The sequence below is a fragment of the Pseudomonas sp. LBUM1662 genome (assembly GCF_059695915.1).
In genome coordinates, this window is sequence record NZ_CP166793.1 from 2954877 (window position 1) to 2980465 (window position 25589).

The window sequence follows — 25589 nt, forward strand, 5'->3', positions numbered from 1 at the left end:
TCAGGCCTCCATCAACAGACAGGCGTGGGGCGGCAGATTGACCGCGACACGATCACCGACCACCCGGCCGCGGTTCAGGCCTTCATTGTTCTCGCGCAGCATGACTTTGATGTCGTTGTTCAACCGGCATTGGTAAAGGGTCGCGGTGCCGACGTACAACACCGCTTCAATCACCCCGCGCAAGTGATGCGGTTGCGCCGGATCGACCAGTTGCGAACGCTCCGGACGGAAGGCCAGTTGCACGTTGGCGCCGTCGAAGCCTTGAGCCGGGCAGGGGATTTCCACGGGCATACCGCTCGGCACGAAGAGTTTTTCGTTCTGCTGGCCGCGCTTGAGGTGGCCGGGGAGGAAGTTGATATCGCCAATGAACTGGGCGACGAACTGATGTTGCGGGCGTTCGTAAATATCGTTGGGCGTGCCGATCTGCAGGATCTTGCCGGCGGACATCACGGCAATGCGATCGGACAGCGTCAGCGCTTCTTCCTGATCGTGGGTGACGAAGATGAAGGTGATGCCGGCTTCCTTCTGCACGCGCTTGAGTTCGACCTGCATTTCCTTGCGCAGCTTGAGGTCCAGCGCCGACAGTGGCTCATCCAGCAACAGCACTTTGGGTTTCGGCGCCAGGGCCCGGGCCAGGGCCACGCGTTGCTGCTGACCGCCGGATAATTCGGCCGGTTTGCGCCTGGCCAGGTGTTGCATTTGCACCAGCGCCAGCATCTCATCGACACGCTGTGCAATTTGCTTGTGATCAAGACCCTGCATCTCGAGGCCGAAGGCGATATTCTGCGCGACACTCATGTGCGGAAACAGCGCGTAGCTCTGGAAGACCGTGTTGACGCGGCGCTTGAACGGCGGCAAATCATTGACCGGTTCGCCAGCCAGACGGATCTCGCCTTCGCTGACATGCTCGAAGCCGGCGATGGTGCGCAGCAGGGTGGTTTTGCCGCAGCCGGAAGGGCCGAGCAGGGTGAAGAATTCGTTGTCGGCAATGTCGACTGATACGTTGTCGAGGGCTGGAGCCAGCCCCGGATCGTCGGAATACCGCTTGTATACGTTACGCACTTCGATTGCTATTGGATGACCCATATTGGTGCGTTCCTCTATTTATTGTATGCAATATCTGGATGCAATCTACAAATAACCGGATTAATCTGCCCGTGCAACCCCCTTTTTCAAAGGCAGCTCATCGCCTGGGGCCGGTTGTTTAGCGCTAAAGGAGGGTTGAAATGACCGAGAAGAAACTCGAGACCACGGTCGACCGCGTCTACCAAGGGGTTTACGAGGCGATCAGCAAACGTTCGTTACGGCCTGGGATGAAGCTTGGCGAGGCGTCGCTGGCCGAACTTTTTAATGTCAGCCGCACGTCGGTTCGTGCCGCGCTCAAGCAATTGGAAGCGGATGGACTGGTCACCACCGAGCCCAATAAAGGGGCGTCGGTGTCGTTGCCCAGCGACGAAGAGATCCGCTCATTGTTCGAAACCCGGCGGCTGATCGAAATCGGTATCGTCAGCGAACTCTGCCGTCGACGGGACACCGCGGTGACCCAGGACCTGCGCGATCACCTGTTGCTGGAAGATGAAGCGCACCGCAGTGGCGACCATGAACGGCTGATTCATCTGCTTGGCGAGTTCCACTTCAAACTCGCGCGAAGCCTGAATAACCCGGTGTTGCTGGACTGGTTCCAGAAACTGATTTCCCGCGCCTCGCTGTACGCCGCCGCGCTGGATGACGACAGCCACGAGGCGTGCCGCGACGACGAACACCTGCGGCTGATCGAGTACATCGAGGCCGGCAATCAAAGCGCGGCGATCGAACTGACCTGCATGCATTTGAATGGCATCGAGAAGGCAATCCTCGACGTCGCCGCCACACTGAAAACCGGTTACCACCCGCTCAAGCACTTAATCGAGGTTTAGTCTCCGAGATCTGTAATTGGATGGACTCGCCCTCGCTGTCGTTGGCTGCTTAGACTGCCACCGTGGCGCATTGACGCCTCGGCTTGGGCGAGTCCATCCAATTACAGGGGCGTCGTCGGGCAAGTCCACAATAAATCTGCAGATCAAGAATCGGCTAATCTCTATGAAACCATTGGCGTCGACGATGCTCGAAACAAACGGACCCGCGCCGTCCTCGCGTCGTTGCGATCCCGCTAGCCAGCCAATCACAGGGACATAAAGCCAGCCGATGCAGTTTCTATCTGATAGCCACGGGTGTGCCGGCTGGAACGGTGAAATGGCCGGGCGCATTCGCGCGTTCGACTGGAGCCATACCGAGCTTGGACACATCGACGCCTGGCCCGCCAGCCTGTGCAGCACGGTGCAGTTGATGCTCGCGTCGCCACTGCCGATGGTGATGCTCTGGGGCCATGCCGGTTACATGATCTATAACGATGCCTACTCGCAATTCGCCGGTGGACGCCATCCTTATCTGCTGGGCTCTCCGGTGGAGCTGGGCTGGCCGGAGGTGGCCGAGTTCAATCGCCATGTGGTCGATACCTGCCTGGCGGGCGGCACCTTGTCCTATCGCAATAAAGAGCTGGAGTTGCTGCGCAACGGGGTCCCCGAGGATGTCTGGCTGGACCTCTATTACAGCCCGGTCGCCAATGATGAAGGTTACCCGGCCGGGGTCATGGCGATGGTCGTTGACACCACTGAGCATGTGATTTCCGAGCGCCGGCGCCAGGAAGCCGAAGACGCTTATCGCGCCGACAACGAACGGGTGCGGCTGGCGCTCAATGCCGGCGCTTTGCTCGGTTCGTTCGTCTGGGACATCAAGGGCAATGTGCTGTCCGGCGACGAGCGCTTCGCCCGCACGTTTTCCTACCCCAGCGAGCAGAACCTTGCCGACCTGCCCACCGACATTGCTGAAGCCAAGATTCACGCTGACGACCGCAGTTGGGTCCAGGAACAAGTCAGTCAGTCGGTAGCCACCGGTGAGCCGTTCAATGCCGAGTATCGGGTTCTGCGCCCTGACGGCAGCTATCTGTGGGTGCAGGCGAGTGGCTGCTGCGAGTTCAATGAAAAGGGCGAGCCGTTCCGCTTCCCCGGCGTGTTGATCGACATTCATGAACGCAAGATGGCTGAAGAATCGCTGCTCAAATTCACCCGCAACCTGGAGCAGCGCGTGGCCGACGAAGTCGACGCGCGGCTGGCGGCGGAAGAACAACTTCGCCAATCGCAGAAACTCGAAGCCATCGGCGGCCTCACCGGCGGCGTGGCCCACGACTTCAACAACCTGCTGCAGGTAATTGCCGGGAATCTGCACTTGCTGGCGCGGCATGAGCCGGACAACGCCAACGTGCAGCGCCGGGTCAGTGCGTCGATTGCGGCTGTCGAGCGCGGCGCCAAACTGTCTTCGCAATTGCTCGCGTTTGCCCGCCGCCAACCGCTGTCGCCAGCGGTGTGCGATCCACAACAGATCTTTGAAGGACTGGGCGAGTTGTTGCAGCGGGCGCTGGGGGAAACCATCCAGATCACTGCGCAGGTGCCGAAAGAGCCCTGGCACATCAACGTCGATCGCAACCAACTGGAAAACGCCATTCTCAACCTGGCGATCAACGCCCGTGACGCGATGCAGGGCGAGGGGACCATTGAGCTGAGCGCCGAGAATGTGGCGCTCGACCGTAAATTCTGTGCCGGTAAGGGCATTGTGGCCGGCGACTATGTGCGGGTCGCGGTGGCCGACACCGGCGCCGGCATGTCACCCGAAGTGCTTGGGCAGGCGTTCGAGCCGTTCTTCACCACCAAGGGTGACGGTCAAGGCACGGGGCTGGGGCTGAGCATGGTGTTCGGTTTCGTCAAGCAGAGCGGCGGGCACATCGAAATGTCCAGCGAGGTCGGGCAGGGCACTCGGGTGCAGCTTTACTTCCCACGCAGTTTGCGTGCGCTGCTCAGCGAAAAAACGCAGCCGGATTCACCTCGGCGGGGTGGGCACGAAACCATTCTGGTGGTCGAGGACAACGAAGCGGTGCGCAGCTCGGCGGTGGAGTTACTGAGCGAAGAGGGCTATCAGGTCCTGACCGCGGCGAACGGTGACCAGGCGATGCAGATGTTGCTGGAAGGCGTGGCGGTGAACCTGATTTTCACCGACGTGGTCATGCCCGGCCTGATCAAAAGCTCGGACCTGGCGGCCTGGGCCAAGGTGCAGACTCCTCCGGTGGCGGTGCTGTTTACCTCCGGCCACACCCGGGACATCATTTCGCGCAATCACCAACTCAGCCCGGATACCCATTTGCTGAGCAAACCTTATGGGCCCGAAGCGCTGACGCAGATGATCCGTACTGTCCTCAGCGGCTGACCACATCCGCTGTGGGAATATCCCCCTGTGGGAGCGGGCTTGCTCGCGAAAGCGTCGTGTCAGTCGACATCAATGTTGAATGTTAAATTGCATTCGCGAGCAAGCCCGCTCCCACAGGGGGTCTATGTTTTTCCAGTTATTTATTAAGGGCTCCCGATGACTTCAAAGCGCACCTCCAACCCTCCTTCCGGCATGGTCAGGGTACGCGGTGCCCGGGAACACAACCTCAAGAACATTGATGTCGACATTCCCCGGGATGCCCTGGTGGTGTTCACTGGCGTCTCGGGATCCGGCAAGTCGTCGCTGGCGTTTTCCACCCTGTATGCCGAAGCACAGCGCCGCTATTTCGAATCCGTGGCGCCGTATGCACGGCGGCTGATCGATCAGGTCGGCGTGCCGGACGTCGATTCCATCGAAGGCCTGCCACCGGCCGTGGCCTTGCAACAGCAGCGCGGCACGCCGAGTACACGCTCTTCGGTGGGCAGCGTGACGACGCTGTCGAGCCTGATCCGCATGTTGTACTCGCGGGCGGGCAGCTATCCGCCGGGGCAGCCGATGCTGTACGCCGAGGACTTCTCGCCCAACACACCTCAAGGCGCCTGCGCCGAATGCCATGGCCTCGGCCGGGTCTATGAAGTCACCGAAGCCCTGATGGTCCCCGATCCGAGCCTGACCATCCGCCAACGCGCGGTGGCTTCCTGGCCCACGGCGTGGCAAGGCCAGAACCTGCGCGACATCCTCGTGACCATGGGCTACGACGTCGATAAACCCTGGCGCGAACTGCCGAAAAAACAGCGTGACTGGATTCTCTTCACCGAGGAAACCCCGACTGTCCCGGTGTATGCCGGGCTCACTCCCGAAGAAACCAGAGTCGCGCTCAAACGCAAAATGGAGCCCAGTTACCAAGGGACCTTCACCGGCGCCCGACGCTACATCCTCCACACCTTCAGCCACTCGCAAAGTGCACTGATGAAGAAGCGCGTTGCGCAATTCATGCTCGGCAGCCCTTGCCCGTTGTGCGACGGCAAACGGCTCAAGCGCGAGGCGTTGTCGGTAACGTTTGCCGGTTATGACATCGGCGAGCTGTCGCAGATGCCGCTGCTGCAAGTGGCCGAGGTGCTGAAACCGGTGGCGGCGCACAGTTACCTGGAACAGGCCGATGAGGCGGGCGAGGTGTTGACTCACAACCAGACGCGCGAAGCCCGTGAACAGCGCGTGGCCCACGGCGCCAGCGCCCATGCCAACGCGCCGGACGTGCGGCATACGCCTAATCTGTCGGTGGAAAAACGCCTGGCCGCGCAACGGATCGCCCAGGACTTGCTGGAGCGGGTCAGCACGTTGACCGACCTGGGCCTCGGTTATCTGGCCCTGGAACGCAGCACGCCGACGCTGTCGTCCGGCGAGTTGCAGCGGTTGCGCCTGGCCACTCAATTGGGTTCGCAGTTGTTCGGCGTGATCTATGTGCTGGACGAGCCGTCGGCGGGTCTGCATCCGGCGGATGGCGAGGCGCTGTTCGAAGCGTTGCAACGCTTGAAGGCGGCCGGCAACACGCTGTTTGTGGTCGAACACGATCTGGAAACCATGCGTCGTGCGGACTGGCTGATCGATGTCGGCCCGGCGGCGGGTGAGCATGGCGGGCGGATTCTGTACAGCGGACCGCCGCGGGGACTGGAGGGCATCAAGGACTCCCAGACCCGCGCCTACCTGTTCGCCGAGCAGGTCACTGATGTCAGAACCAGCCGCAAGCCGACCGACTGGCTACGCCTGGAAGGCATCACACGCAACAACCTGAACGACCTCAGCGTCGAGTTTCCGCTGGGCTGTTTCACCTCGGTGACCGGTGTGTCCGGTTCCGGCAAATCAAGCCTGGTCAGCCAGGCGTTGCTGGAATTGGTCGGCGCGCATCTGGGGCGTGGCGTCAGTGCCAGCGAGCCTGAAGAGCTGAGCCTTGAAGACGATGCGCCGCAGGTCAGCGGCGGTCAGGTCACGGCCGGGCTGGAATCGATCAGGCGCCTGGTGCAGGTCGATCAGAAACCCATCGGCCGTACGCCGCGCTCGAACCTCGCGACCTACACCGGATTGTTCGATAACGTGCGCAAACTGTACGCCGCCACACCCCAGGCGCAAGCCGAGGGTTATGACGCCGGGCAGTTCTCCTTCAACGTCGCCAAGGGCCGTTGCCCGACCTGCGAAGGCGAGGGGTTTGTCAGCGTTGAGTTGCTGTTCATGCCCAGCGTCTATGCGCCGTGCCCGACCTGCCATGGCGCTCGCTACAACCCCGAGACGCTGGCGATCATCTGGCAAGGTTTGAACATTGCACAGGTGTTGCAGTTGACGGTGGATGAGGCGGTCGAAGTGTTCGCCGAGCAACCGGGCATTCGCCGTTCGCTGGAAGTGCTGCGTGATATCGGCCTGGGTTATTTGCGCCTCGGCCAGCCGGCCACGGAGCTCTCGGGCGGCGAAGCCCAGCGCATCAAACTGGCGACCGAGCTGCAACGTAACCAGCGTGGCGCGACCTTGTATGTGCTCGACGAGCCGACCACCGGTTTGCATCCACGGGACGTTGACCGGCTGCTTGAACAGTTGAACACGCTGGTAGCGGCGGGGCACACGGTGATTGTCGTTGAGCATGAGATGCGCGTGGTTGCGCAGAGTGACTGGGTGATCGATATCGGGCCGGGGGCGGGGGATCAAGGCGGGAAAATCGTCGTTGCCGGTACGCCGCAGAAAGTGGCCAAGAGCAAGAAGAGCCGCACGGCCCCGTTCCTGGCCCGGGTCCTCGGCGCAGTTTGAGAGATGTGGTGATTTTGCTGGCCTCTTCGCGAGCAAGCCCGCTCCCACAGGGAATGCGATCCAATGTGGGAGCGGGCTTGCTCGCGAAGGCGGCCTGTCAGGCGCAGTCGAGCGTGCGCCGGACCTTGTCCAGCAGCTCATTGATCTGAAACGGTTTGATCAGCATCTCCATGCCATCACCGAGGAACACCTGGCGGTTAATGGCGTTTTCCGCGTAACCCGTCATAAACAAGATCGGCAAGCCTTCACGCCAGCCCCGGGCGACATCCGCCAGTTCCCGGCCGTTCATGCGCGGCAGGCCCACGTCGGTCAGCATCAGATCAATCGAGGGGTCGTTTTTCAGGCGTTCAAGCGCGCCTTCGATATCGCCCACTTGCGTGCAGCGGTAGCCGGCATCCACCAACACCTCGGTGACGAACATGCGCACCGACGGCATGTCTTCGACAATCAACACATGCTCGCCCGAGCCCTGTTGATCGACGCTCGCCGGTTCTGCTTGCGCAGTAGTCGGATCGGCGCTGGCGGGCAGCATGATGGTCACTTCGGTGCCGCGACGGGCGACGCTGCGGATGTGCGCGTCGCCACCCGATTGCCGGGCGAACCCGTAAATACTCGACAACCCCAGCCCGGTGCCCTGGCCCAGTGGCTTGGTGGTAAAAAACGGGTCGAAGACCTTGTCGATCACATTGTGCTCGATGCCCGTCCCGTCATCGCGCACTGACAACACGACGTACGCCCCGTCTGCCAGTTTCAGATCGCCGCGCGAATACGCCGCGTAAGTGCTGACCCAGATATTCCCGCCCTGGGGCAAGGCATCGCGCGCGTTGATCACCAGGTTGAGCACGGCGCTCTCCAGCTGGATCGGATCGACCAGGGCAATGGCGGCCTTGGAGGTCAGTTCGAGCTTCAACGCAATGTGTTCGCCGATGGTGCGCACCAGCAATTCTTCGAGGGAGCGGATGTGTTCGTTGATGTCCACGGGCCGCGTGTTGAGCGGTTGCTGGCGGGCGAAGGCGAGCAAACGATGGGTCAGGGACGCGGCGCTCATGGCTGAGTTCAGCGCCGCTTCGGCGTAGAGCTGGACCTTGTCGGTACGCGAATCCGCCACCCGTTTCTGGATCAGTTCCAGGCTGGTGATGATGCCGGTCAGCAGGTTGTTGAAGTCATGGGCGATGCCGCCGGTGAGCTTGCCCAGTGCGTCCATTTTCTGCACTTGCAGCAACTGGCTTTCGGTGCGCACGCGCGCGGCGATCTCGTGTTCCAGTTGCGACGTGGCGTCGTCGAGACGGGCCAGGTGCGAGCGTTCGCGGTGACGATGCTCGGTGAAATCCTCCACGAACACCAGGCTTAACTCGGGGGTGCGATAGGGCGAAATCTGCCACTCGGTTTCCCGCAGCTCGCCCTCGATGCGCATGTTCAGCGTGCCTTTCCAGCGTTCCCCCGCAGTCAGTCGCAGGCGCAGTTCATCAAGGATCGTCTCCTGCTGGTCGGCGAAGCATTCGCGCAACGAGTCCGGGTCGCGGTTGTCCTGAATCAATCGGGAGAAGGCATGGTTGCATTCATGGACTTTGAATTGTGCGTCCAGCACCGCGATGGGCGCCGAGACGTTGACGAAAATCTCGCGAAAACGCGCCTCGCTTTCACGCAGGGCGTTTTCCGTATCACGCACCCGCAGCAAGGTGCGCAGGGTCGCCAGCAACACGTCCGGGTCCACGGGATGGATCAGGTAGGCATCGGCCCCGGCGTCCAGGCCGGTGATGATGTCGCCAGTCTGAATCGACGCCGCTGACACATGGATCACCGGCAGCAACGCCGTGGCAGGTTCCGAACGCAGTTTGCGGACAATGTCGAAGCCGCTCATGTCGGGCAGGTTGACGTCCAGAATCAGCGCATCGATCCATTCGCTGTCGATCAGCGCCAGGCCATCACCGCCTGTTCCGGCCTCCAGCACAATGTAGCCGTGCGGCTCCAGGCGCCGGCGCAGGGCGTAGCGGGTGGCGACGTTGTCATCGACGATCAACAGGCGAATGTCACGTTTCATCGGCAGGCTCCATGGCGATGGCCAGCGGGATGATCACGAAAAAGGTCGAACCGACCCCCGGCGTACTCTCGACCCCGACCTCACCACCCAGCAGTGCGGCGAAGCGTTTACACAAAGACAAACCCAGACCGGTACCGCGCAAGCGTTTTTGCAGGGGCGAGTCGACCTGGGAAAAGTCCTCGAACAATGCGCCATGTAGCTCGGCAGCGATACCTATTCCTGTATCGGTGACGGCAAAACGTACTTGGTTTGAGCCTTCGAGCGAGGCCGAGACCCGCACTTCGCCGCGAGTGGTGAACTTCAGCGAGTTGGAAATGAAGTTGCGCAGGATCTGCGCCAGCTTCTTGTCATCGGTGTACAGGCGCGGCAATCCCACCGGTTCTTCGAAGATCAGGTCCACCGCCGAAGCGTCGACGATCGGCCGAAACATGCCGCGCAGGGCGGCGAACAAGTCGAACATATCGAACCATGCAGGCGAGATGGTGATCCGCCCGGCCTCGATTTTTGCCAGGTCGAGCAAGTCGTCGACCATGTCGCTCAGCTCCCGCGCGGCGGTGCTGACGAATGCGACCTGCTTGTGTTGCTCGGGGCTCAGCGGGCCGTCGAGTTCATCGGTCAGCAGGCTCGCGATGCTCAGGATCGAGCCCAGCGGCGTGCGGAACTCGTGGCTCATATACGACAGAAAGCGGCTTTTGAGGTCCGACGCCTGGCGCAGTTCTTCAGCCTGGTTGTCGAGTTCGGCGTAGAGCGCGAGCACGCCCTGATTGGTTTCGTCGAGCTCTTCGCGCAGCGCAGCGGATTCACTCTGCAAGCGCTCGATCAGCGCCGATTGTTCGTCGATCGGTTGCAAGGGCGACTCAGCCATGGGCGGCCTCCAGCGCAATCACCAGTACGGTTACATCATCCCGGCCGCGGCAGAAATCGCGATGCAGGACCGCGGCGATCACGGCGGGATGACGGTGCACCAGGCCAGGGTAGTCGTGCAGGTTCCAACGGGACTGCAGGCCGTCGCTGTACATGATCAATAGATGTCCGTTCACGTGAGCATAATCAAAAGGCTGGGCTTTGCGGTATTGCCCGCCGACGATCCCGGGGTGGGATGCCAGGCCGCGGGACTTGTCCAGGCTGATCAGGCTGCCGCCGATGTTGCCGATGCCGGTAAATTTCAGGGTGCTGCGGTAGCCGTCGAACTGGGCAATCGCCAGGGCGCCGCCGCGGGTGCCGATCATGGCGTGGTGAATGTCTTCGAGCAGGAACACGGGCGAGGCAAACGGTGCCAGGGCGAAGGCTTTTTCACCGGCGCGGGCGGCACGTTCGGCTTCTTCGCCATGGCCCAGGCCATCGATCACCAGGACACTGAGGTTCGCCCCATCGAACGCCAGGTGCCAGACATCGCCGCACGCCGGGTCGTTGTGCAGCGAGTGCTGGCTGATGCCGATGCGCAAGTCCGCATCCTTGCTGGCGCGCGGATACAAGCGGGCCAGCAACACGGTGCCGCGCGAGTCGGTGTGAACATCGAAGACCTCGGTCTGGCGCGACACCGCGCCGAGTCCGATGCCCTGAGTGCCTCCCGTGGAAAAACCGTCAGTCATGCACGCTTGCAGGTCAAAGCCTTGGGCACGGTCCACCGCGAGCATTTCGATGCCAGTGGCGCTTTTACCCGGCAGGATCCGCAGGTGCAATTCGCCCCGTGTTGCATGCTTGAGTACGTTGCTGGCCAATTCAGTGGCCACCAGCGCGACACGTCCGGCATCCGTCGCGTCGAAACCATTGTCTTCGGCGAGCCTCTGCGCAGTGCGCCGGGCAAAGCCGATCTGGCTGCTGTCTTCGATCAACAGCACTTGGGTCAGCGACCCTGTGATGTTCATGTCCATCGGGTGATCGTTATGCGAGTGCCCTGGCCGGGCACGGTGTCCAGTTCGAACTCATCCACCAATCGTTTGGCGCCGGTCAGGCCAAGGCCCAGGCCGCTGCCGGAGGTCCAGCCGTCGGTCATGGCCAGTTTGATGTCCGGGATGCCCGGGCCTTCATCGCGAAAGGTCAGGCGCAAACCGACCCTCGAATTTTCGTCGAGGATCTGCCAGTCCATGTCGCCGCCACCGCCATACACCATGGTGTTGCGCGCCAGCTCGCTGACGGCGGTCACCAGTTTGGTCAGGTCGATCAGGCGCATGCCGCATTCCGTGGCCAGCTTGCGCGCAGTCTGTCGGGCCAGAACCACGTCCTGCTCGATCTGAATCGGCTGAGTGCCGCTGCTGCGCAGGGTCATTGCTCGCGTACTCGATCCTGAAGCAGTTTCATCCCGCGCTCGACGTTCAGCGCGGTGCTGACGCCGGGCAAGGTCAGGCCCAGTTCGACCAACGTAATGGCGACGGCGGGCTGCATGCCCACCAGCACGGTTTCGGCGTCCATGATTTTCGACAGCCCGGAAATCGTCCCGATCATGCGGCCAATGAACGAGTCGACCATGTCCAGGGCGGAGATATCGATAAGGACTCCACGCGCCGTGGTCTTGCTGATGCGCTCGGAGAGATCGTCCTGAAGCGTCAGGGCCAGTTGGTCGTGCATGTCGACCTGGATGGTCACCAGCAGAAGGTCGCCCATCTGCAGAATTGGAATTCTATCCATCGGTTCACACTGCCTTGCTGACGGTGATTCCCAGACGGGTCAAAGCCAGTTTGAGGGCATCGGCCAAGTTGGCCTTGGTGACCACGCCTTGCAGGTCCAGGCCCAGGTGGACGATGGTCTGGGCGATTTGCGGACGCACGCCGCTGATGATGCAATCGGCGCCCATCAGGCGGATCGCGGTCACTGTCTTGAGCAGGTGCTGCGCCACCAGGGTGTCGACGGTCGGCACGCCGGTGATGTCGATGATGGCGATTTCCGAACCGGTATCAACGATGCGTTGCAGCAGCGATTCCATCACCACCTGGGTGCGTTGCGAGTCCAGGGTGCCGATCATCGGCAGGGCGAGTACGCCGTCCCAGAGCTTGACCACCGGGGTCGAGAGCTCCAGCAGTTCTTCCTGCTGACGCTTGATCACCGCTTCACGGGATTTCTGGAAGGTACGGATGGTGTGCATGCCCAGCGCATCGAGCAACTCGGACACTTCCCACAGCTGTTCGGCCAACACACCCGGATTGTCTTTGTAATGAGATTGCAGCAAGGAAAACAGCGGGCCTTTCAGCGAGAAAATGAAGCTGGCGGTCTGGTGCGAGTCCTGGCCGAGCAGGGCGCGGCTGTGGGAGAGTTTTTCGAGGAATTGGCGAGCCTCATCCCAGCCCGGCGCGGCGATGTTCTGACTGTTGCCGTTTTCCAGGCCCGCGACCACCAGTTGCAGGAAATCCGTGGTCTGCTGCTTTAGATCCTGGTCCTTGAGATTACGATTGGCACCACTGGCTTCCAGGCTGGTGATCCATTCCCCAAGCAATTGCGTGTGGTTGTTTTTCATCGCGTCGAGTGTGCTGATTTGCATTGCTGCCATGTCCTTGTGCTCCTGAAAAATGAAGGGCCGGATTCCCCAAAAAACAATCGGCCCGAACCAGTGACATTTGCCGTATGAAATAGTTGTCCGCTGCGGGCAGGTTTTTTTCGTCCCGGCCAGCACTTGCCCGGTAACTCTAGTCGGCACTGCCGTCGACGGCGATTTTTTGACCTTGATCCTGCCGGGTGTCGGTCCATTGGATTGAACCCCTGTCACGGGATGGCTTCGAACCTTCAAGGCCCGGCTGTTTCAATCGCGGGCTGGCCGTCACAAGCGAGGTACGTATGAAAGACGAATCGACACAACGACAGGATCAATCGGGGACACCGCTCGATCGCAATGACCCGGCCATCGACCCGCAGACTCCGGGTGAAGCCGCGACAGAGGGGCAACGGCAGAGCCAATCCACCGGCTCGCAGAGCGCTGATGAAGCGGTGGATCAGAAGAATGTCCACACTGACAACGACAATGAATTCAGCCCCGGTTTCAAACCGACTCCGGACCGGCCGAAACCCGGCGATGACACGGATGCCGACATCGATACCGATGGCGGCTAGTTCCGGCAGCATGCAAAAAGGCCGCATCCATTGATGCGGCCTTCTTTTTGCGTGTTATTTGCTTGGGTGCGCCGCCTGGAGTTTTTTCGCCATCTCCAGGTGTTTTTCCAGTGCCGGCAACATTTTTTGCGCGAAGCCTTTCAGTTCGGTGGCGCCTTTGACCTTATCGTCGGTCACTGTGTTGGCCTGTTTTTCGAACAGCTTGATGGTGTCTTCGTGGGCCTTTACCTGATTGTTGGCATAGGCCGCGTCGAAGGATTCGTCGCGCATATCGAGGATTTTTTCCTTGGCCTGTTTGACCAGCGTTGTTTCGTCCGGCACCTCGATGTCATTCTTTTTCGCGAGGGCCGCCAGTTCATCGTTGGCCTTGGAATGATCGGTGATCATCATGGTGGCGAATTCCTTGATGTCGGCCGATGAGCTTTTTTCCAGCGCCAGACGGCTGGTTTCGATTTCGGCAATGCCACCTGCGGCGGCGTTGTCGACAAAATCATTGGAAGTGGCGGCAAAAACTGTGCCCATGCTGGTGCTCAAGGCTACGGCCAGGGCGAGGCGGCGCAGGGTGAATCCGTCCATTGGTCATTCTCCACACAGGTTTGGGTAAGCGATCGAGGTGATCGTTATTCAATGGAGGCAGGCGTTCGGGCAAAGGTTTTATCGGGTTTGCGGCCGGACGACGAACGGACACCGCTGGTCTGATAGGCGGTCGACAGAACCCGTCAACCGAGGCCATTCTGATAGTTGGTGAACGCAATTGTTCGCGTTTGCTACCGATCAACAAACGGAGGTGTTCCATGCCGGTGCCACACGACCTTTATCAGGACTTGAAGCTCACAAAGGAAGATATCCAGCAAAAACGCACCAAGGATCCGTTACTGGATTCGCTGATCAACAAGTATTCGCAAGCGGACGCCGAGGTAGTCAAGGCTGAAACCGCACAATCGGATGCGCCCAGCGATGACGCACTGAAGAAACTCAAGGCCAAGCGCGTGGAGGTTAAGCAAAAGATCGTTGATCGGCTCCAGACGCCGTCCTGACGCGCCTTGCCCACTCACCGACAACCGGTGACTGAAAAATTGGAACGGTGATCAAAACCGGCACCTCGAAAGATCAGAGTCCGACCCTTTCGACTCCCTGCGAGGTGCCCTATGACCGACCCAAAATTTCCCAGTGAAGAGCAGGGCGGGTTCGACCCGATCCCGACTCATCCCGAACCCCTGAGCCCCGGCCGCACCGCGGTCAATCCCGAAGACGAACCGGGCATCGATGAACTGCCGAACAATGAAGGCGTGCGCCCGCTGGATGAGGACGACACCACCGCGATGGACCCTGAGCGCGTGCGTGAAGAGACGGACAACGCGGTGCGCGATAACGAGATGGATCCCCGCTAACCCCCTCTACATACACATCCCCTGTGGGAGCGGGCTTGCTCGCGAAAGCGGTGCATCAGTCAAAGCAGATATCGACTGAAACAACGCCTTCGCGAGCAAGCCCGCTCCCACAGTTTGGTCTGTGTGACTTCTGAAGTGCGGTGGTAATCGGCAGGTTTGCATACCACGGGCTCGCCCCCGATCTTTCAACCCATACACATCCCCTGTGGGAGCGGGCTTGCTCGCGAAAGCGGTGCATCAGTCAACGCAGATATCGACTGAAACGACGCCTTCGCGAGCAAGCCCGCTCTCACAATTATGATCTGCGTTATTTCTGGAGGGCGGTGGTCAGGGGCAGGCGCGCCATGTTCATTGCTTTCAGTGAACCCAGGTACAACCAGTCCCCATACTCGCGCACCGTGGTAATCGGCGAATAATTGCCGCTGCTCGCATCCTGCAGGTTGGCAATCACCTTGCCGTCAAGGTCCAGGCCCAGCGCAAAGGCGCGCTTTTCCACCGGTTTGGGCAACACGGTCATCGCTCTCACGATCATTTTGCGCACGTACGGGTGCGACGCCGTGGCGTCGAGCAGTGCATTGCGCGGTGCGTAGAGCGCCACCCAGAAGCGGTCGCGGCCATTGAAGGCGAGGTTGTCCGGCAGCCCCGGCAGATTGTCGATAAATACGTCGTGGGTACCGGCCTTCGGCCCGCTCAACCAGAATCGGGTGATGCGGTACGCGCCGGTTTCGTTGACCAACACAAAGCTGTCGTCCGGCCCCAACGTCACGCCGTTGGCAAACTCGAGTTTGTCCAGCAACACCAAGGTCTTGCCCGTCTGGAAGTCATAGCGCAACAAACGACCGTCGCCGCCGTGCTCGATGATCGCCTCGCCATCCTTGCCGTAGCCCCAGCGGCTGGAGGCGTCGCTGAAATAGGCGTAGTGCCCGGACTTGTCGATGACCACGTCATCGGTAAAACCGAAAGGCACGTCGGCGGCCGCGGTGGCCAGCGGGATCAGCCGGCCTTGGGCATCCAGGGACAGCAAACCCTTGACGCCATCAGCGATCACCAGCAACCCGCTCGGGTGCCGCGCCAGACCCAGAGGCCGGCCGCCGGTATTGGCCAGCACTTTGGTGTCCTTGCCGTCGAGGCTGGTGTGGATCAGCCGGCCATCGTGCAGCCCGGTGATGAGCGCGTTGTCTTCGAGCAACAGCGCTTCGGGTCCTTCGATGTCTGCCGCGCCGACACGCTGCACCCCTTTCAGACGCTGATTGTCAGCGTAAACACCGCTGGAGAGGGAAGGCGCCGGCGACGGCGTCCAGGCCACTGGCCGAACCTTGGTCGGGAACAGCAACAGAAAAGCGCCCAGGACAATAATCAGCAGCCACAGCAAATGGCGAAACCTGAAGGCTCTTCTCACACGCTGACTCCTGCTGGGGCCAGGGTTTTCTGCGCCATTTCGCGCAGCGCCAGCATCGACGCTGCGGATTCGCGTTCGATACGCCGCTTGAGCAGCAATTGATTGGTGATACGCATCGCCAGGCCAGAAAACTGATACTCCAGCGTCCGCACAAAGCGTGTGCCTTCGCCCTGCGCTTCGCATTCGTAGGTCACGACCAGCGACAACCCGTGATCACCGTGCGCCCAGGCACTCCAGCGGCGTCCCGGCAGGTATTCGTTAACCTCCCAACTCAAGTGCCCGGTACGCCCGCCGGCACGGATGTCCTCCTCGAAGCGCAGCCCGGCATGCAACGGACCACCTTGCCCCTCGACCTTGAGAGAAGAGGGATGCCACTCCGGCCACCGGGTCACGGTGCTGGCATAGGCGAGTACATCAATCGGGTTTCCGGCGATAGCGATCTGGTGTTGCATGCGGGTCATGGTCGTTCTCGTCAGAGGCAGGGGGGCAGGCTCCGGCTCCCAATACAGGGTGCCGAACAGGTAGTCCATCAGTGGAAAAACGATATTGAAATTGCGTTCCTGCATCAGCTCGCGGCGGTGATGCAGTTCATGCAGGCGGCGCATCTGGCGGATCCATGGCAGGCGCGTGACGGGGTTGCCCGGGGGCAAGTGCTCGCAGGCATGAAACACCTCGTACAGCAGGTACCCGAGGACCAGGCAGCCGCCAAACAGTCCGGCGACATTGGCATCGACCTGCTTGAGCAACCACCAGAGCGGCAAGGTGATGGCCACGGTGTGCAAAACGATCAACCAGGCCGGAAACAGAATCACCCGCCAGTCCCGGGCACTGTCGTAGGTCATGTGCCCGGGGGCGAAAAAGCTGTGATGGTCGCCGGCATGGCGGGCGTAGAACATCCGCGCGAAGCTCTTTTTGTGATGCCCCAGGTGACGATGCACCATGTACACGCCGAAGTTGAAGAACAGCAGCGTCAACGGCACCGCCAGCCATTCCAGCAGCCGGACCTGATGCACGGTGCTCCAAAACCCGCCGATGGCCAGCACGCCGAACAGCAGCACAAACGCGCCGTGCAGCCAGGGGTTGTAGAGCGGGTGAATGTCAGCGCGATAGCGGCTGCGAAATGCCTGGGTGGTCTGCCTCACTGCGGTCACCTCTGGTTATTGTTATCACCAGCAGATTAGCTGATCTGCCCGCGACGGCTCGGGCAAACCTGGATGACACAAACGCCATGATCCGGTGTATCAGGTCAGCGGGTTCCAGCGTTGGGACCAGTCGTCGTCGGTCTTGATCACTTCACGCAACAGATCGAAGGCCTGTTGCAAGGTCGCCGAGTCGCGATCGCGGGAGTAGACCAGGTAGGTCGGGTAACTGAATTCCGGGGCTTTGGGCACGGGCTCCAGCACGCCGCTTTCCAGGTAACTCTGGACCACGCGGGTGCGGAAGTAGCCGCTGCCGCCGTTTTCCAGGATGTATTGCAGGGCCAGCGGACCGAGGTTAAAGCTCAGGGCAGCCTTGGCTTTTTCCGGCAGGGCGGCATCGTGCTGACGGCGGAAGTCAGGACCCCAGTCGATATATACGTATGGATCGGGCCGCCCGGCGAGGCGTACCAGAATGAGTTTTTCTTCGAGGATCTGCTCGACTTGCAGGCGCGGCCAGTACTCGGGCTGATAGACCAGCGCTGCGTCCAGCACCCCCAGTTCCAGCTGACGCAACAAGGTCTCGCCGTCGCGGATTTCCATGCGCAGGGCGTGGCTGGGAATCTTCTCGCGCAGTTCACCGGCCCAACTGAGCATCAGCGGATTACACAGACTGACCTCGCCGCCGATGTGCAGCACGTCGTGATAACCCTCGGGCAACGGCAAGTCACGGCGTGCGGCTTCCCAGGTCTCGACCAGTTGATTGGCGTACACCACAAAGGCTTCGCCATTGGGCGTCAGCCGCGCTCCGGCACGGTTGCGCACGAACAACGTGCTGCCCAGCTGGCTCTCGAGTTTTTGCACGCGCGCCGTGATTGCGGTCTGGGTGACGTGAAGTTTTTCAGCGGCGGCGGCAAGGCTGCCGTGGCGAACAATTTCCAGAAAGGTGCGAGCGAGATCGATGTCCATGGGCAGGCCGGTGCGGGAGGTGTGGGCATTGTAAACGGATCCTGCCGGAGCCGGTTCATGTAGCCGCTGCCGAACCCCCTGTGGGAGCGGGCTTGCTCGCGAAAGCGGTGTATCAGACAACGCATGTATCGACTGACACGAAGCCATCGCGAGCAAGCCCGCTCCTACAGGGCCTTCGCCAGCTGCGACAGCGTGCGTTCAGTTTTTCGGTGTGTGAACGCACTACACTGCAACCGTCTCCCGCCCAACGGTTCCACCCATGACGGCCAAGCACGCAGCGAACATCCTCGACACGACCGAAGGCCTGCGCCTGGCCGGCCGCGACGCTGAGGCCTGGCGCGAATGGGGGCCGTACTTGAGCGAACGCCAATGGGGCACGGTACGCGAGGATTACAGCGCCGACGGCGATGCCTGGCGTTATTTCCCCCATGACCACGCCCGCAGCCGTGCCTATCGATGGGGCGAGGACGGACTGGCCGGGTTTTGCGACAAGGCTCAGCACTGGTGCCTTGGGCTGGCCCTGTGGAACGAGCGTGATCCGATTCTCAAAGAGCGACTGTTTGGCCTGAACAACGCCGAAGGCAATCACGGCGAGGACGTTAAAGAGCTGTATTTCTACGTTGATGGCGTGCCCAGTCATGCGTACATGCGCATGCTCTACAAATACCCGCAGGCCGAATTTCCCTATGCCGACCTGGTGGCCGAAAACGCTCGCCGTGGCTTGGCCGACACCGAGTACGAAATCCTCGACACCGGGGTGTTCGAGGACAACCGTTATTTCGACGTGACGGTGGAATACGCCAAACACACTGCAGATGACCTCTTCATGCGCGTCACCGTGCACAACCGGTCCGAGCAGCCGGCGCGACTTCACGTGTTGCCGCAGCTCTGGGCGCGTAACACCTGGAGCTGGGCGGCGGACGGGCAGAAACCGAGCCTGACGCTCAGTGGCGACGAGGTCCTGGCGCGGCACCCGCAACTCACCGATCGGCAGGCCAGCGCCTGGGGCGAGGAAGACTGCCATTGGCTGTTCTGCAACAACGAGAGCAACTTCCCCAAACTCGATGGCGTGGCGGCAAGTGGCCCGTTCAAGGACGGCATCAATGATTTCCTGGTCGCCGGCAACAACGAGGCGATCCGTCATGACGCTGGAACCCGGATGGCGGCGCACTTCGTCCTGAATTTTGATGCCGGCCAAAGCCGATGTGTCTACATGCGTTTCGCTCCGGCCGGCGCGGTCCGGGTCAACGCCAAAGCGCTGTTCGAACGGCGTCGCAGCGAAGCCGATGATTTTTACGCGGCGCTGCAAACCGGCATCGGCGATGCGGATGCGCGCAATGTTCAGCGTCAAGCGCTGGCCGGGTTGCTCTGGTCGAAGCAGCTGTATTACTTCGACGTTAACCAGTGGCTCGATGGCGATCCGGCGCAACCTTCGCCACCCCCCGGGCGTTCGCATATTCGCAATACCCATTGGCGCCACCTGTCGAATTTCGACATCGTCTCCATGCCAGACACTTGGGAATACCCGTGGTACGCCTCGTGGGACCTGGGCTTTCAAGCCGTCGCGTTTGCGCTGATCGATCCAGGATTCGCCAAGCATCAGTTGTTGCTGCTGGTCAAAGACCGCTTCATGCACCCCAACGGCCAGTTGCCGGCCTACGAGTGGCGTTTCGACGACGCTAACCCGCCGGTGCATGCGTGGGCCTGTTGGCGGGTGTATCAGCAGGACAAGGTGCTGACCGGAGCCGGGGACATGGATTTCCTCGAACGGATCTTCCACAAGCTGTTGCTGAATTTTTCCTGGTGGGTCAATCGCAAGGACGCCGAAGGCCGCAACCTGTTCCAGGGCGGTTTTCTGGGGCTGGACAACATTGCCCTGTTCGACCGTTCGGCGCTGTTGCCGCCCGGCTATCAGCTCGATCAGGCCGACGGCACGGCGTGGGTCGCCGCCTATGCGCTGGACCTGATGCGCATCGCGCTGGAGCTGGCCAAGCGTAACGGTGTGTACGTCGATATCGCGGTGAAGTTCTTCGAACACTTCCTCTACATCGCCGGCGCCATCAATCGGGTCGACTCCGATGCCGAAGGCTTGTGGGATGAACAGGATCAGTTCTTCTACGACGTGCTGCATCGCCCCGATGGCGTGAATGAACCGCTGCGGTTGCGCTCGATCGTCGGCCTGATGCCGCTGTTTGCCGTGCAAGTGCTGGAGCAACACGAGCATGAAGGGTTGCCTGGCTTGCGCGAGCGTCTGCTCGGTTTCATGCGTCATCGCCCGGACCTCGCCAGCCTGGTGTCACGCTGGACCGAACCGGGCGAAGGCAACCGGATGCTGCTGGCACTGTTGCGCGGCGAACGCACCAAGGACCTGCTCAAACGCATGCTCGATGAAAGCGAGTTTCTCTCCGAATTTGGTATTCGCTCATTGTCCAAAACCTTCGCCGAACAGCCGTTCGGCCTGCAAATAAATGGCGAGCGGCTCTGTGCCCATTACGAGCCGGCCGAGTCCGAATCACGCTTGTACGGCGGCAACTCCAATTGGCGCGGGCCGGTGTGGATGCCGATCAACTACATGCTGGTCGAATCCCTGCGCGAGTTTCATCGCTATTACGATCAGAACTTTTCAGTGGAATACCCGACGGGCTCGGGGTTTTTGGCGTCACTGGACGAGGTGGCCGACAGCTTGAGCCAACGTCTGACCCGGCTTGTGCTGCGCGATGAAGAGGGCAATCGGCCGTCGATGGCGGTGTATCCGCAGTTGCAGTCGGACCCCGCGAGTCGCGATCTGGTGCTGTTCCATGAGTATTTTCATGGAGAAACCGGACGCGGATTGGGGGCCAGCCATCAGACGGGATGGAGCGCGTTGATTGCGTTGTTGTTGCAGCCGTAAATCAAGATCAAAGATCGCAGCCTCGTTTCACTGTAGGAGCTGTCGAGTGAAACGAGGCTGCGATCTTTTGACGTTTACGTTTCTAAAACGCAAAACACGAACAACCAAACGCCCCCCAAAATCCCTGGAAGTCGCTGACCGGCGCCGAAGACAATCGCGCACGCTCATGACTGTGCGCATGCACCGCACACGCGCCGACGCATTGATGCACCTGCGCCGTCAGCGGCGCCATCGGCTTCCAATGACCCGGCACCTTGGCCACGGGTGACCATTCGGGCACCACAGGAATTGGCGGCGGCCCGAGTTTTTCGAACTCGACGGCACCATAGACGATCTTGCCGTCGACGATGGTCAGCACCGACTCGATCCATTTGATCGCCTCATCGTCGATGTGGAAATAGTCCGCCGACAACGCAATCAGATCCGCCAGTTGCCCGACTTTGATCTGGCCTTTCTTGCCTTGTTCGGAGGAAAACCAGGCGCTGCCGTGGGTGAACAGTTCCAGCGCCGTATCGCGGCTCAAGCCCTGCGGGTACAACTCCAGTCCGCCGACGGTGCGACCACTGACCAGCCAATACATCGAGGTCCACGGGTTGTAGCTGGACACCCGCGTGGCGTCGGTGCCGGCACCGACCGGAAGGCCTTCGGCAAGCATGCGTGCGATTGGCGGCGTATGTTCGGCGGCTTTGGCGCCATAGCGGTCGACGAAGTATTCGCCTTGAAAGGCCATTCGATCCTGAATGGCGATGCCGCCGCCCAAGGCTTTAACCCGCTCGATGTTCTGCGGGGTGATGGTTTCCGCATGATCGAAAAACCACGGCAAACCGTCGAACGGAATGTCGCGATTGACCTTCTCGAAAACGTCGAGCATGCGGCTGATGGATTCGTTGTAGGTGGCGTGCAGTCGGAATGGCCAGCGTTGCTCCACCAGATGCCGTACCACTGGTTCCAGCTCCTGCTCCATGGTTTGTGGCAGATCCGGACGTGGTTCGAGGAAGTCTTCGAAGTCTGCCGCCGAGAACACCAGCATTTCCCCTGCACCGTTGTGCCGCAGAAAGTCGTCGCCCTGGCCGTAATGGGAAGTGCTGGTCCAGTTTTTGAAGTCGGTCAGTTCTTCCTTGGGTTTCTGGGTGAACAGGTTGTAGGCGATGCGCACCGTGAGTTGCTGGTCTTTGGCCAGTTGCTGAATGACCTGATAGTCGTCCGGGTAGTTCTGATAACCACCGCCGGCATCGATGGCGCTGGTGACACCGAGGCGGTTGAGTTCTCGCATGAACTGGCGTGTAGAGTTGACTTGGTATTCCAGCGGCAACTTCGGCCCCTTGGCCAGGGTCGAGTAGAGAATCATCGCATTTGGGCGGGCGATGAGCATGCCGGTGGGATCGCCGTTGGCGTCACGCTGGATTTCTCCGCCGGGTGGGTTCGGCGTGTCACGGGTGTAACCGACCACTTTCAGCGCGGCGCGGTTGAGCAGGGCGCGGTCGTAAAGGTGCAGCACGAACACTGGCGTATCCGGCGCCGCCTTGTTCAGCTCATCAATCGTCGGCAGTCGTTTTTCGGCGAACTGGAATTCGTTCCAGCCACCGACCACCCGTACCCATTGGGGTGTTGGCGTACGGTCGGCCTGATCCTTGAGCAGGCGCAGGGCATCGACCAGCGACGGCACGCCTTCCCAGCGCAGTTCGAGGTTGTAGTTCAGGCCACCGCGGATCAGGTGCAGGTGCGAATCGTTGAGGCCGGGGATGACCGTGCGACCATGCAAGTCGATGATCTGCGTGCCGGGACCTTGGAGGGCCATGGCCTGGGCGTCGCTGCCGACCACCACAAAGCGTCCGTCCTTGATTGCGACGGCACTGGCCTGGGGTTTCTTGCGATCGACGGTGTGCAGGCGTCCGTTGTACAGAATGAGGTCGGCGGGGGTGTCGGGCATGGTTTTACTCCCTGCGAATAGCGGGCTGATCCAGGCACCGACGGCACCTGCCGAAAGGCCTTGCAGTACACGTCGGCGGTTGAAACCGTCGTGCTCGTCAGGTGGACTCATGGCAGTGCTCCGCGCAATTCTTTGGGAGGCCAGCAGCCGATGTCTGACGCATGCGGCCAGAAGGAATATAGACGGTGAATCCACAGGTAGCCGTTTTCCGGGGGCAGAAAACGACGAATCCCGCCTCGAGGGGCGGGATTCGTGTGCAGCCAGAGAGGCTCCCGAAGACCGGGAGCCGCCGTCTTAGCTCGGGAACAGCTCGGACAGTTTCATGGCCAGCATCATGTCGCCTTCAGCGCGCAGTTTGCCGCCCATGAACGCTTGCATGCCGTCGGTCGAACCGTCGACGATGCCTTGCAGGGTTTCGCCGTCCATCACCAGAGTGACCTGGGCGTCAGGGTTTTCGCCTTCTTGCAGCTCGCAGGTGCTGTCTTTGACGATCAGCGAGAAGTTCTTGGTGTCGTCGATGCGGAAACCGAATACCAGGTCCAGACTGGCAGCGGCGGCTGGGTTGAACTTGGCTTTCATTGCTTGTACGGCATCAGCTACGGAGGTCATGGTTCGATCCTTTTTTGGGAATAACAGCTGGGGTCACAATAGTCCGGACTCAGCGAAACGTGATGAGTTCCGGTGCCTTCAACAGTTGCAAGTGCGCATGACTGTTGAAAGAAGACAGAGCCACCTCGCGACCGCGAAACTTCAGCAGGTTGAGCGAGGTGTTGACGATTTGCCAGTTCAGTTCAAATGCCTGCCGCGCCGGCATTTGGGTAATGAGGTGGAGCAGGGCAGTGATGGTGCCGCCGGAGGTGAACACGGCGATTTTCTGAGTGTTGTCGGCGCTTTCCAGGATGCGGTGAAGACCGGCCTGCACGCGCTCGACAAAGCCCAGCCAGCTTTCAAGCCCCGGCGTGTCATAGGTGCCGGCGAGCCAGCGTTCGATGATCAGGGCGAAGATGCGCTGGAACTCCGCACGGTTCTGCGCGGCGTTGCGCAGGATCTCCAGTGCTTCGGGTTCATCCTCCAGCATGGCCGGCAGCAGCGCGCGGATCACCGCGTCGGCGTCGAATTCGTTGAAGGCGGAATCGATTTCCAGGGTCGGCACCGGCAGGCCCACGGCAGCGAACTGTTCCAGCGCGCTGGTGGCCGTATGCTGTTGACGGCGCAGGTCGCCAGAGAGGCAGCGGTCGAAGCTGACACCCAGCTCAGCGAGGTGCTGGCCGAGGATTTCTGCCTGGCGAACACCGGTCGGCGACAGGACGTCATAGTCGTCTGCACCAAAGGAGGCCTGGCCATGTCGAATCAAATAGATGCTGCCCACGTCCGCGTCATCCCGGTACGTTGAAGGTTTGGCGAGGTTATGAGGATGGCAGTGAGCTGTCAATGAAAAAACATACGCTTGTTTGAAATGCCCGTTCCAGGCTTGTTGCCAGAGGTTTCACGGCTGGCCGCCGAGGCGGCGCATGGGTATGCTTGAGTTATCCCGCGCGTTTATCAGGCCGCGCATTGTTTTTTGAAGGAGTCACTGTGGAGTTTTTGTCCGAGTACGCCAGTTTCCTGGCCAAGACCGTGACGCTGGTGATCGCCATTCTGGTGGTCCTGGCCAGTTTCGCGGCGTTGCGCAGCAAAGGTCGGCGCAAGTCGGCCGGCCAGTTGCAGGTCAGCAAACTGAATGATTTCTACAAAGGGCTGCGCGAACGCCTTGAGCAGACCTTGCTCGACAAGGATCAGCTCAAGGCCTTGCGCAAGGCCCAGGCTAAAACCGATAAAAAGCAAAAGAAGAAACCCGAGGCCAAGCCACGGGTGTTCGTGCTGGATTTCGACGGCGACATCAAGGCGTCGGCCACTGAAAGCCTGCGCCACGAGATCACCGCGCTGTTGACGTTGGCGACGCCGAAGGATGAAGTCGTGCTGCGTCTGGAAAGCGGCGGCGGCATGGTTCACAGCTATGGCCTGGCGTCCTCGCAACTGGCGCGCATCCGCGACGCGGGCGTGCCGTTGACCATCTGCATCGACAAGGTCGCGGCCAGCGGTGGCTACATGATGGCGTGCATCGGCGAGAAGATCATCAGCGCCCCGTTCGCGATCCTGGGCTCTATCGGCGTCGTGGCACAGTTGCCCAACGTCAATCGCTTGCTGAAAAAACACGACATCGACTTCGAAGTCCTGACTGCCGGCGAATACAAGCGCACCTTGACCGTGTTTGGCGAAAACACCGAGAAGGGCCGGGAAAAGTTCCAGGAAGACCTGGACATCACCCATCAGCTGTTCAAGAACTTCGTTTCGCGCTATCGCCCGCAACTGGCTATCGACGAGGTCGCTACCGGTGAAATCTGGCTCGGTATCGCCGCGCTGGACAAACAGCTGGTGGACGAGCTCAAGACCAGCGACGAGTACCTCGCTGAACGGGCGAAGAAGTCCGAGCTGTACCACTTGCACTACGCCGAACGCAAAAGCCTGCAAGAGCGCATCGGTATGGCGGCCAGCGGTTCGGTCGATCGTGTCTTGCTGAGCTGGTGGAGCCGCTTGACCCAGCAACGCTTCTGGTAACCGTACCAGGCATCACCGTCAGTAAAAAACCGTGGAATGCCCCCGGTTTTTTTTTGCCTTCAGAACATGTTCACGCTTCTTGCGAAAATAACGAATTTTCCTAAC

22 protein-coding genes are annotated in these 25589 nt (G+C 60.7%); 8 read left to right on the top strand and 14 right to left on the bottom strand.

The annotated features are described in order from the left end of the window. Nucleotides 1-1086, bottom strand: a complete 1086-nt coding sequence (locus ACA049_RS13410; RefSeq protein ID WP_497336145.1) for an ABC transporter ATP-binding protein — start codon at nt 1084-1086, stop codon at nt 1-3. A 140-nt stretch (nt 1087-1226) separates the two neighbouring features. Between ACA049_RS13410 and ACA049_RS13415 the strand changes: the two genes are divergently transcribed. From ACA049_RS13415 to ACA049_RS13425, 3 genes are all read left to right on the top strand, one after another. After that, nucleotides 1227-1916 carry a GntR family transcriptional regulator gene (locus tag ACA049_RS13415; RefSeq protein WP_497336147.1) on the top strand — a complete coding sequence of 230 codons (690 nt, stop codon included), beginning with the start codon at nt 1227-1229 and terminating at the stop codon, nt 1914-1916. 268 nt (nt 1917-2184) lie between these two features. Further along, nucleotides 2185-4296, top strand: a complete 2112-nt coding sequence (locus tag ACA049_RS13420; RefSeq protein ID WP_497336149.1) for a hybrid sensor histidine kinase/response regulator — start codon at nt 2185-2187, stop codon at nt 4294-4296. Between the two features lie 156 nt (nt 4297-4452). Next, on the top strand, nt 4453-7089 hold the full coding sequence (locus ACA049_RS13425; protein ID WP_497336151.1) for an excinuclease ABC subunit UvrA: 2637 nt from the start codon (nt 4453-4455) through the stop codon (nt 7087-7089). Nucleotides 7090-7186: 97 nt separating this feature from the next. On the opposite strand, the gene ACA049_RS13430 is transcribed toward ACA049_RS13425, so the two are convergent. Genes ACA049_RS13430 through ACA049_RS13455 form a run of 6 tightly spaced genes read right to left on the bottom strand, consistent with a single transcriptional unit; the run spans nt 7187 to nt 12614 of the window. Further along, entirely contained in the window at nt 7187-9130 is a 1944-nt protein-coding gene (locus tag ACA049_RS13430) for a PAS domain-containing hybrid sensor histidine kinase/response regulator (RefSeq protein WP_497336153.1), read from the bottom strand. Beyond that, on the bottom strand, nt 9120-9995 hold the full coding sequence (locus tag ACA049_RS13435) for a sensor histidine kinase (protein WP_497336155.1): 876 nt from the start codon (nt 9993-9995) through the stop codon (nt 9120-9122). Before ACA049_RS13435 ends, ACA049_RS13430 begins: the two co-directional genes overlap by 11 nt. Next, complete coding sequence (locus tag ACA049_RS13440; protein ID WP_497336859.1) at nt 9988-10998, bottom strand: ATP-binding protein; 1011 nt, start codon at nt 10996-10998, stop codon at nt 9988-9990. Before ACA049_RS13440 ends, ACA049_RS13435 begins: the two co-directional genes overlap by 8 nt. Next, nucleotides 10995-11399: an anti-sigma regulatory factor gene (locus ACA049_RS13445; protein WP_010460966.1), complete on the bottom strand. Its 405-nt coding sequence runs from the start codon at nt 11397-11399 to the stop codon at nt 10995-10997. The genes ACA049_RS13440 and ACA049_RS13445 overlap by 4 nt, the downstream gene beginning before the upstream one ends. Beyond that, entirely contained in the window at nt 11396-11758 is a 363-nt protein-coding gene (locus ACA049_RS13450; RefSeq protein ID WP_109632121.1) for an STAS domain-containing protein, read from the bottom strand. Before ACA049_RS13450 ends, ACA049_RS13445 begins: the two co-directional genes overlap by 4 nt. A gap of 4 nt (nt 11759-11762) precedes the next feature. Next, nucleotides 11763-12614, bottom strand: a complete 852-nt coding sequence (locus tag ACA049_RS13455) for an STAS domain-containing protein (protein ID WP_497336157.1) — start codon at nt 12612-12614, stop codon at nt 11763-11765. A gap of 284 nt (nt 12615-12898) precedes the next feature. On the opposite strand from ACA049_RS13455, the gene ACA049_RS13460 reads away from it, so the two are divergent. Then, nucleotides 12899-13171, top strand: coding sequence for a hypothetical protein (locus ACA049_RS13460; RefSeq protein WP_497336159.1), 273 nt, complete (start codon nt 12899-12901; stop codon nt 13169-13171). A 54-nt stretch (nt 13172-13225) separates the two neighbouring features. Here the strand turns inward: ACA049_RS13460 and ACA049_RS13465 are convergent, their stop codons facing one another. Beyond that, complete coding sequence (locus ACA049_RS13465; RefSeq protein ID WP_497336161.1) at nt 13226-13747, bottom strand: DUF4142 domain-containing protein; 522 nt, start codon at nt 13745-13747, stop codon at nt 13226-13228. 218 nt (nt 13748-13965) lie between these two features. On the opposite strand from ACA049_RS13465, the gene ACA049_RS13470 reads away from it, so the two are divergent. Continuing rightward, nucleotides 13966-14208 (top strand): hypothetical protein, encoded by a 243-nt coding sequence (locus tag ACA049_RS13470; RefSeq protein ID WP_497336163.1) that lies wholly within the window; start codon nt 13966-13968, stop codon nt 14206-14208. A 111-nt stretch (nt 14209-14319) separates the two neighbouring features. Further along, the gene (locus ACA049_RS13475) at nt 14320-14562 is read left to right on the top strand and encodes a hypothetical protein (RefSeq protein ID WP_497336165.1); all 243 of its coding nucleotides are present in this window, start codon (nt 14320-14322) and stop codon (nt 14560-14562) included. A gap of 307 nt (nt 14563-14869) precedes the next feature. Here ACA049_RS13475 and ACA049_RS13480 read toward each other — a convergent pair whose 3' ends face one another. From ACA049_RS13480 to ACA049_RS13490, 3 genes are all read right to left on the bottom strand, one after another. After that, entirely contained in the window at nt 14870-15961 is a 1092-nt protein-coding gene (locus ACA049_RS13480) for an SMP-30/gluconolactonase/LRE family protein (protein WP_497336167.1), read from the bottom strand. Continuing rightward, a complete protein-coding gene (locus ACA049_RS13485; RefSeq protein ID WP_497336169.1) occupies nt 15958-17103 on the bottom strand; it encodes an SRPBCC family protein in 1146 nt (381 codons plus the stop codon). The genes ACA049_RS13480 and ACA049_RS13485 overlap by 4 nt, the downstream gene beginning before the upstream one ends. 99 nt (nt 17104-17202) lie before the next feature. Then, nucleotides 17203-18066 (bottom strand): LysR family transcriptional regulator, encoded by an 864-nt coding sequence (locus ACA049_RS13490; protein WP_497336171.1) that lies wholly within the window; start codon nt 18064-18066, stop codon nt 17203-17205. A gap of 259 nt (nt 18067-18325) precedes the next feature. Between ACA049_RS13490 and ACA049_RS13495 the strand changes: the two genes are divergently transcribed. Further along, complete coding sequence (locus ACA049_RS13495; protein WP_497336173.1) at nt 18326-20956, top strand: MGH1-like glycoside hydrolase domain-containing protein; 2631 nt, start codon at nt 18326-18328, stop codon at nt 20954-20956. 82 nt (nt 20957-21038) lie between these two features. Here ACA049_RS13495 and ACA049_RS13500 read toward each other — a convergent pair whose 3' ends face one another. The 3 genes from ACA049_RS13500 to ACA049_RS13510 form a co-directional block, all read right to left on the bottom strand. Then, a complete protein-coding gene (locus ACA049_RS13500) occupies nt 21039-22886 on the bottom strand; it encodes an amidohydrolase (protein ID WP_497336861.1) in 1848 nt (615 codons plus the stop codon). A 294-nt stretch (nt 22887-23180) separates the two neighbouring features. After that, nucleotides 23181-23495 (bottom strand): SCP2 sterol-binding domain-containing protein, encoded by a 315-nt coding sequence (locus ACA049_RS13505; RefSeq protein ID WP_497336175.1) that lies wholly within the window; start codon nt 23493-23495, stop codon nt 23181-23183. A 49-nt stretch (nt 23496-23544) separates the two neighbouring features. Further along, a complete protein-coding gene (locus ACA049_RS13510) occupies nt 23545-24255 on the bottom strand; it encodes a histidine phosphatase family protein (RefSeq protein ID WP_497336177.1) in 711 nt (236 codons plus the stop codon). Between the two features lie 206 nt (nt 24256-24461). On the opposite strand from ACA049_RS13510, the gene sohB reads away from it, so the two are divergent. Next, nucleotides 24462-25484: a protease SohB gene (gene sohB, locus ACA049_RS13515; RefSeq protein ID WP_497336179.1), complete on the top strand. Its 1023-nt coding sequence runs from the start codon at nt 24462-24464 to the stop codon at nt 25482-25484. Nucleotides 25485-25589: the final 105 nt, after the last annotated feature.

Coding starts and splice junctions, on each gene's coding strand:
- ACA049_RS13410 (WP_497336145.1), bottom strand. CDS start 1,086: ATGGGTCATCCAATAGCAATCGAAGTGCGTAACGTATACAAGCGGTAT.
- ACA049_RS13415 (WP_497336147.1), top strand. CDS start 1,227: ATGACCGAGAAGAAACTCGAGACCACGGTCGACCGCGTCTACCAAGGG.
- ACA049_RS13420 (WP_497336149.1), top strand. CDS start 2,185: ATGCAGTTTCTATCTGATAGCCACGGGTGTGCCGGCTGGAACGGTGAA.
- ACA049_RS13425 (WP_497336151.1), top strand. CDS start 4,453: ATGACTTCAAAGCGCACCTCCAACCCTCCTTCCGGCATGGTCAGGGTA.
- ACA049_RS13430 (WP_497336153.1), bottom strand. CDS start 9,130: ATGAAACGTGACATTCGCCTGTTGATCGTCGATGACAACGTCGCCACC.
- ACA049_RS13435 (WP_497336155.1), bottom strand. CDS start 9,995: ATGGCTGAGTCGCCCTTGCAACCGATCGACGAACAATCGGCGCTGATC.
- ACA049_RS13440 (WP_497336859.1), bottom strand. CDS start 10,998: ATGAACATCACAGGGTCGCTGACCCAAGTGCTGTTGATCGAAGACAGC.
- ACA049_RS13445 (WP_010460966.1), bottom strand. CDS start 11,399: ATGACCCTGCGCAGCAGCGGCACTCAGCCGATTCAGATCGAGCAGGAC.
- ACA049_RS13450 (WP_109632121.1), bottom strand. CDS start 11,758: ATGGATAGAATTCCAATTCTGCAGATGGGCGACCTTCTGCTGGTGACC.
- ACA049_RS13455 (WP_497336157.1), bottom strand. CDS start 12,614: ATGGCAGCAATGCAAATCAGCACACTCGACGCGATGAAAAACAACCAC.
- ACA049_RS13460 (WP_497336159.1), top strand. CDS start 12,899: ATGAAAGACGAATCGACACAACGACAGGATCAATCGGGGACACCGCTC.
- ACA049_RS13465 (WP_497336161.1), bottom strand. CDS start 13,747: ATGGACGGATTCACCCTGCGCCGCCTCGCCCTGGCCGTAGCCTTGAGC.
- ACA049_RS13470 (WP_497336163.1), top strand. CDS start 13,966: ATGCCGGTGCCACACGACCTTTATCAGGACTTGAAGCTCACAAAGGAA.
- ACA049_RS13475 (WP_497336165.1), top strand. CDS start 14,320: ATGACCGACCCAAAATTTCCCAGTGAAGAGCAGGGCGGGTTCGACCCG.
- ACA049_RS13490 (WP_497336171.1), bottom strand. CDS start 18,066: ATGGACATCGATCTCGCTCGCACCTTTCTGGAAATTGTTCGCCACGGC.
- ACA049_RS13495 (WP_497336173.1), top strand. CDS start 18,326: ATGACGGCCAAGCACGCAGCGAACATCCTCGACACGACCGAAGGCCTG.
- ACA049_RS13500 (WP_497336861.1), bottom strand. CDS start 22,886: ATGCCCGACACCCCCGCCGACCTCATTCTGTACAACGGACGCCTGCAC.
- ACA049_RS13505 (WP_497336175.1), bottom strand. CDS start 23,495: ATGACCTCCGTAGCTGATGCCGTACAAGCAATGAAAGCCAAGTTCAAC.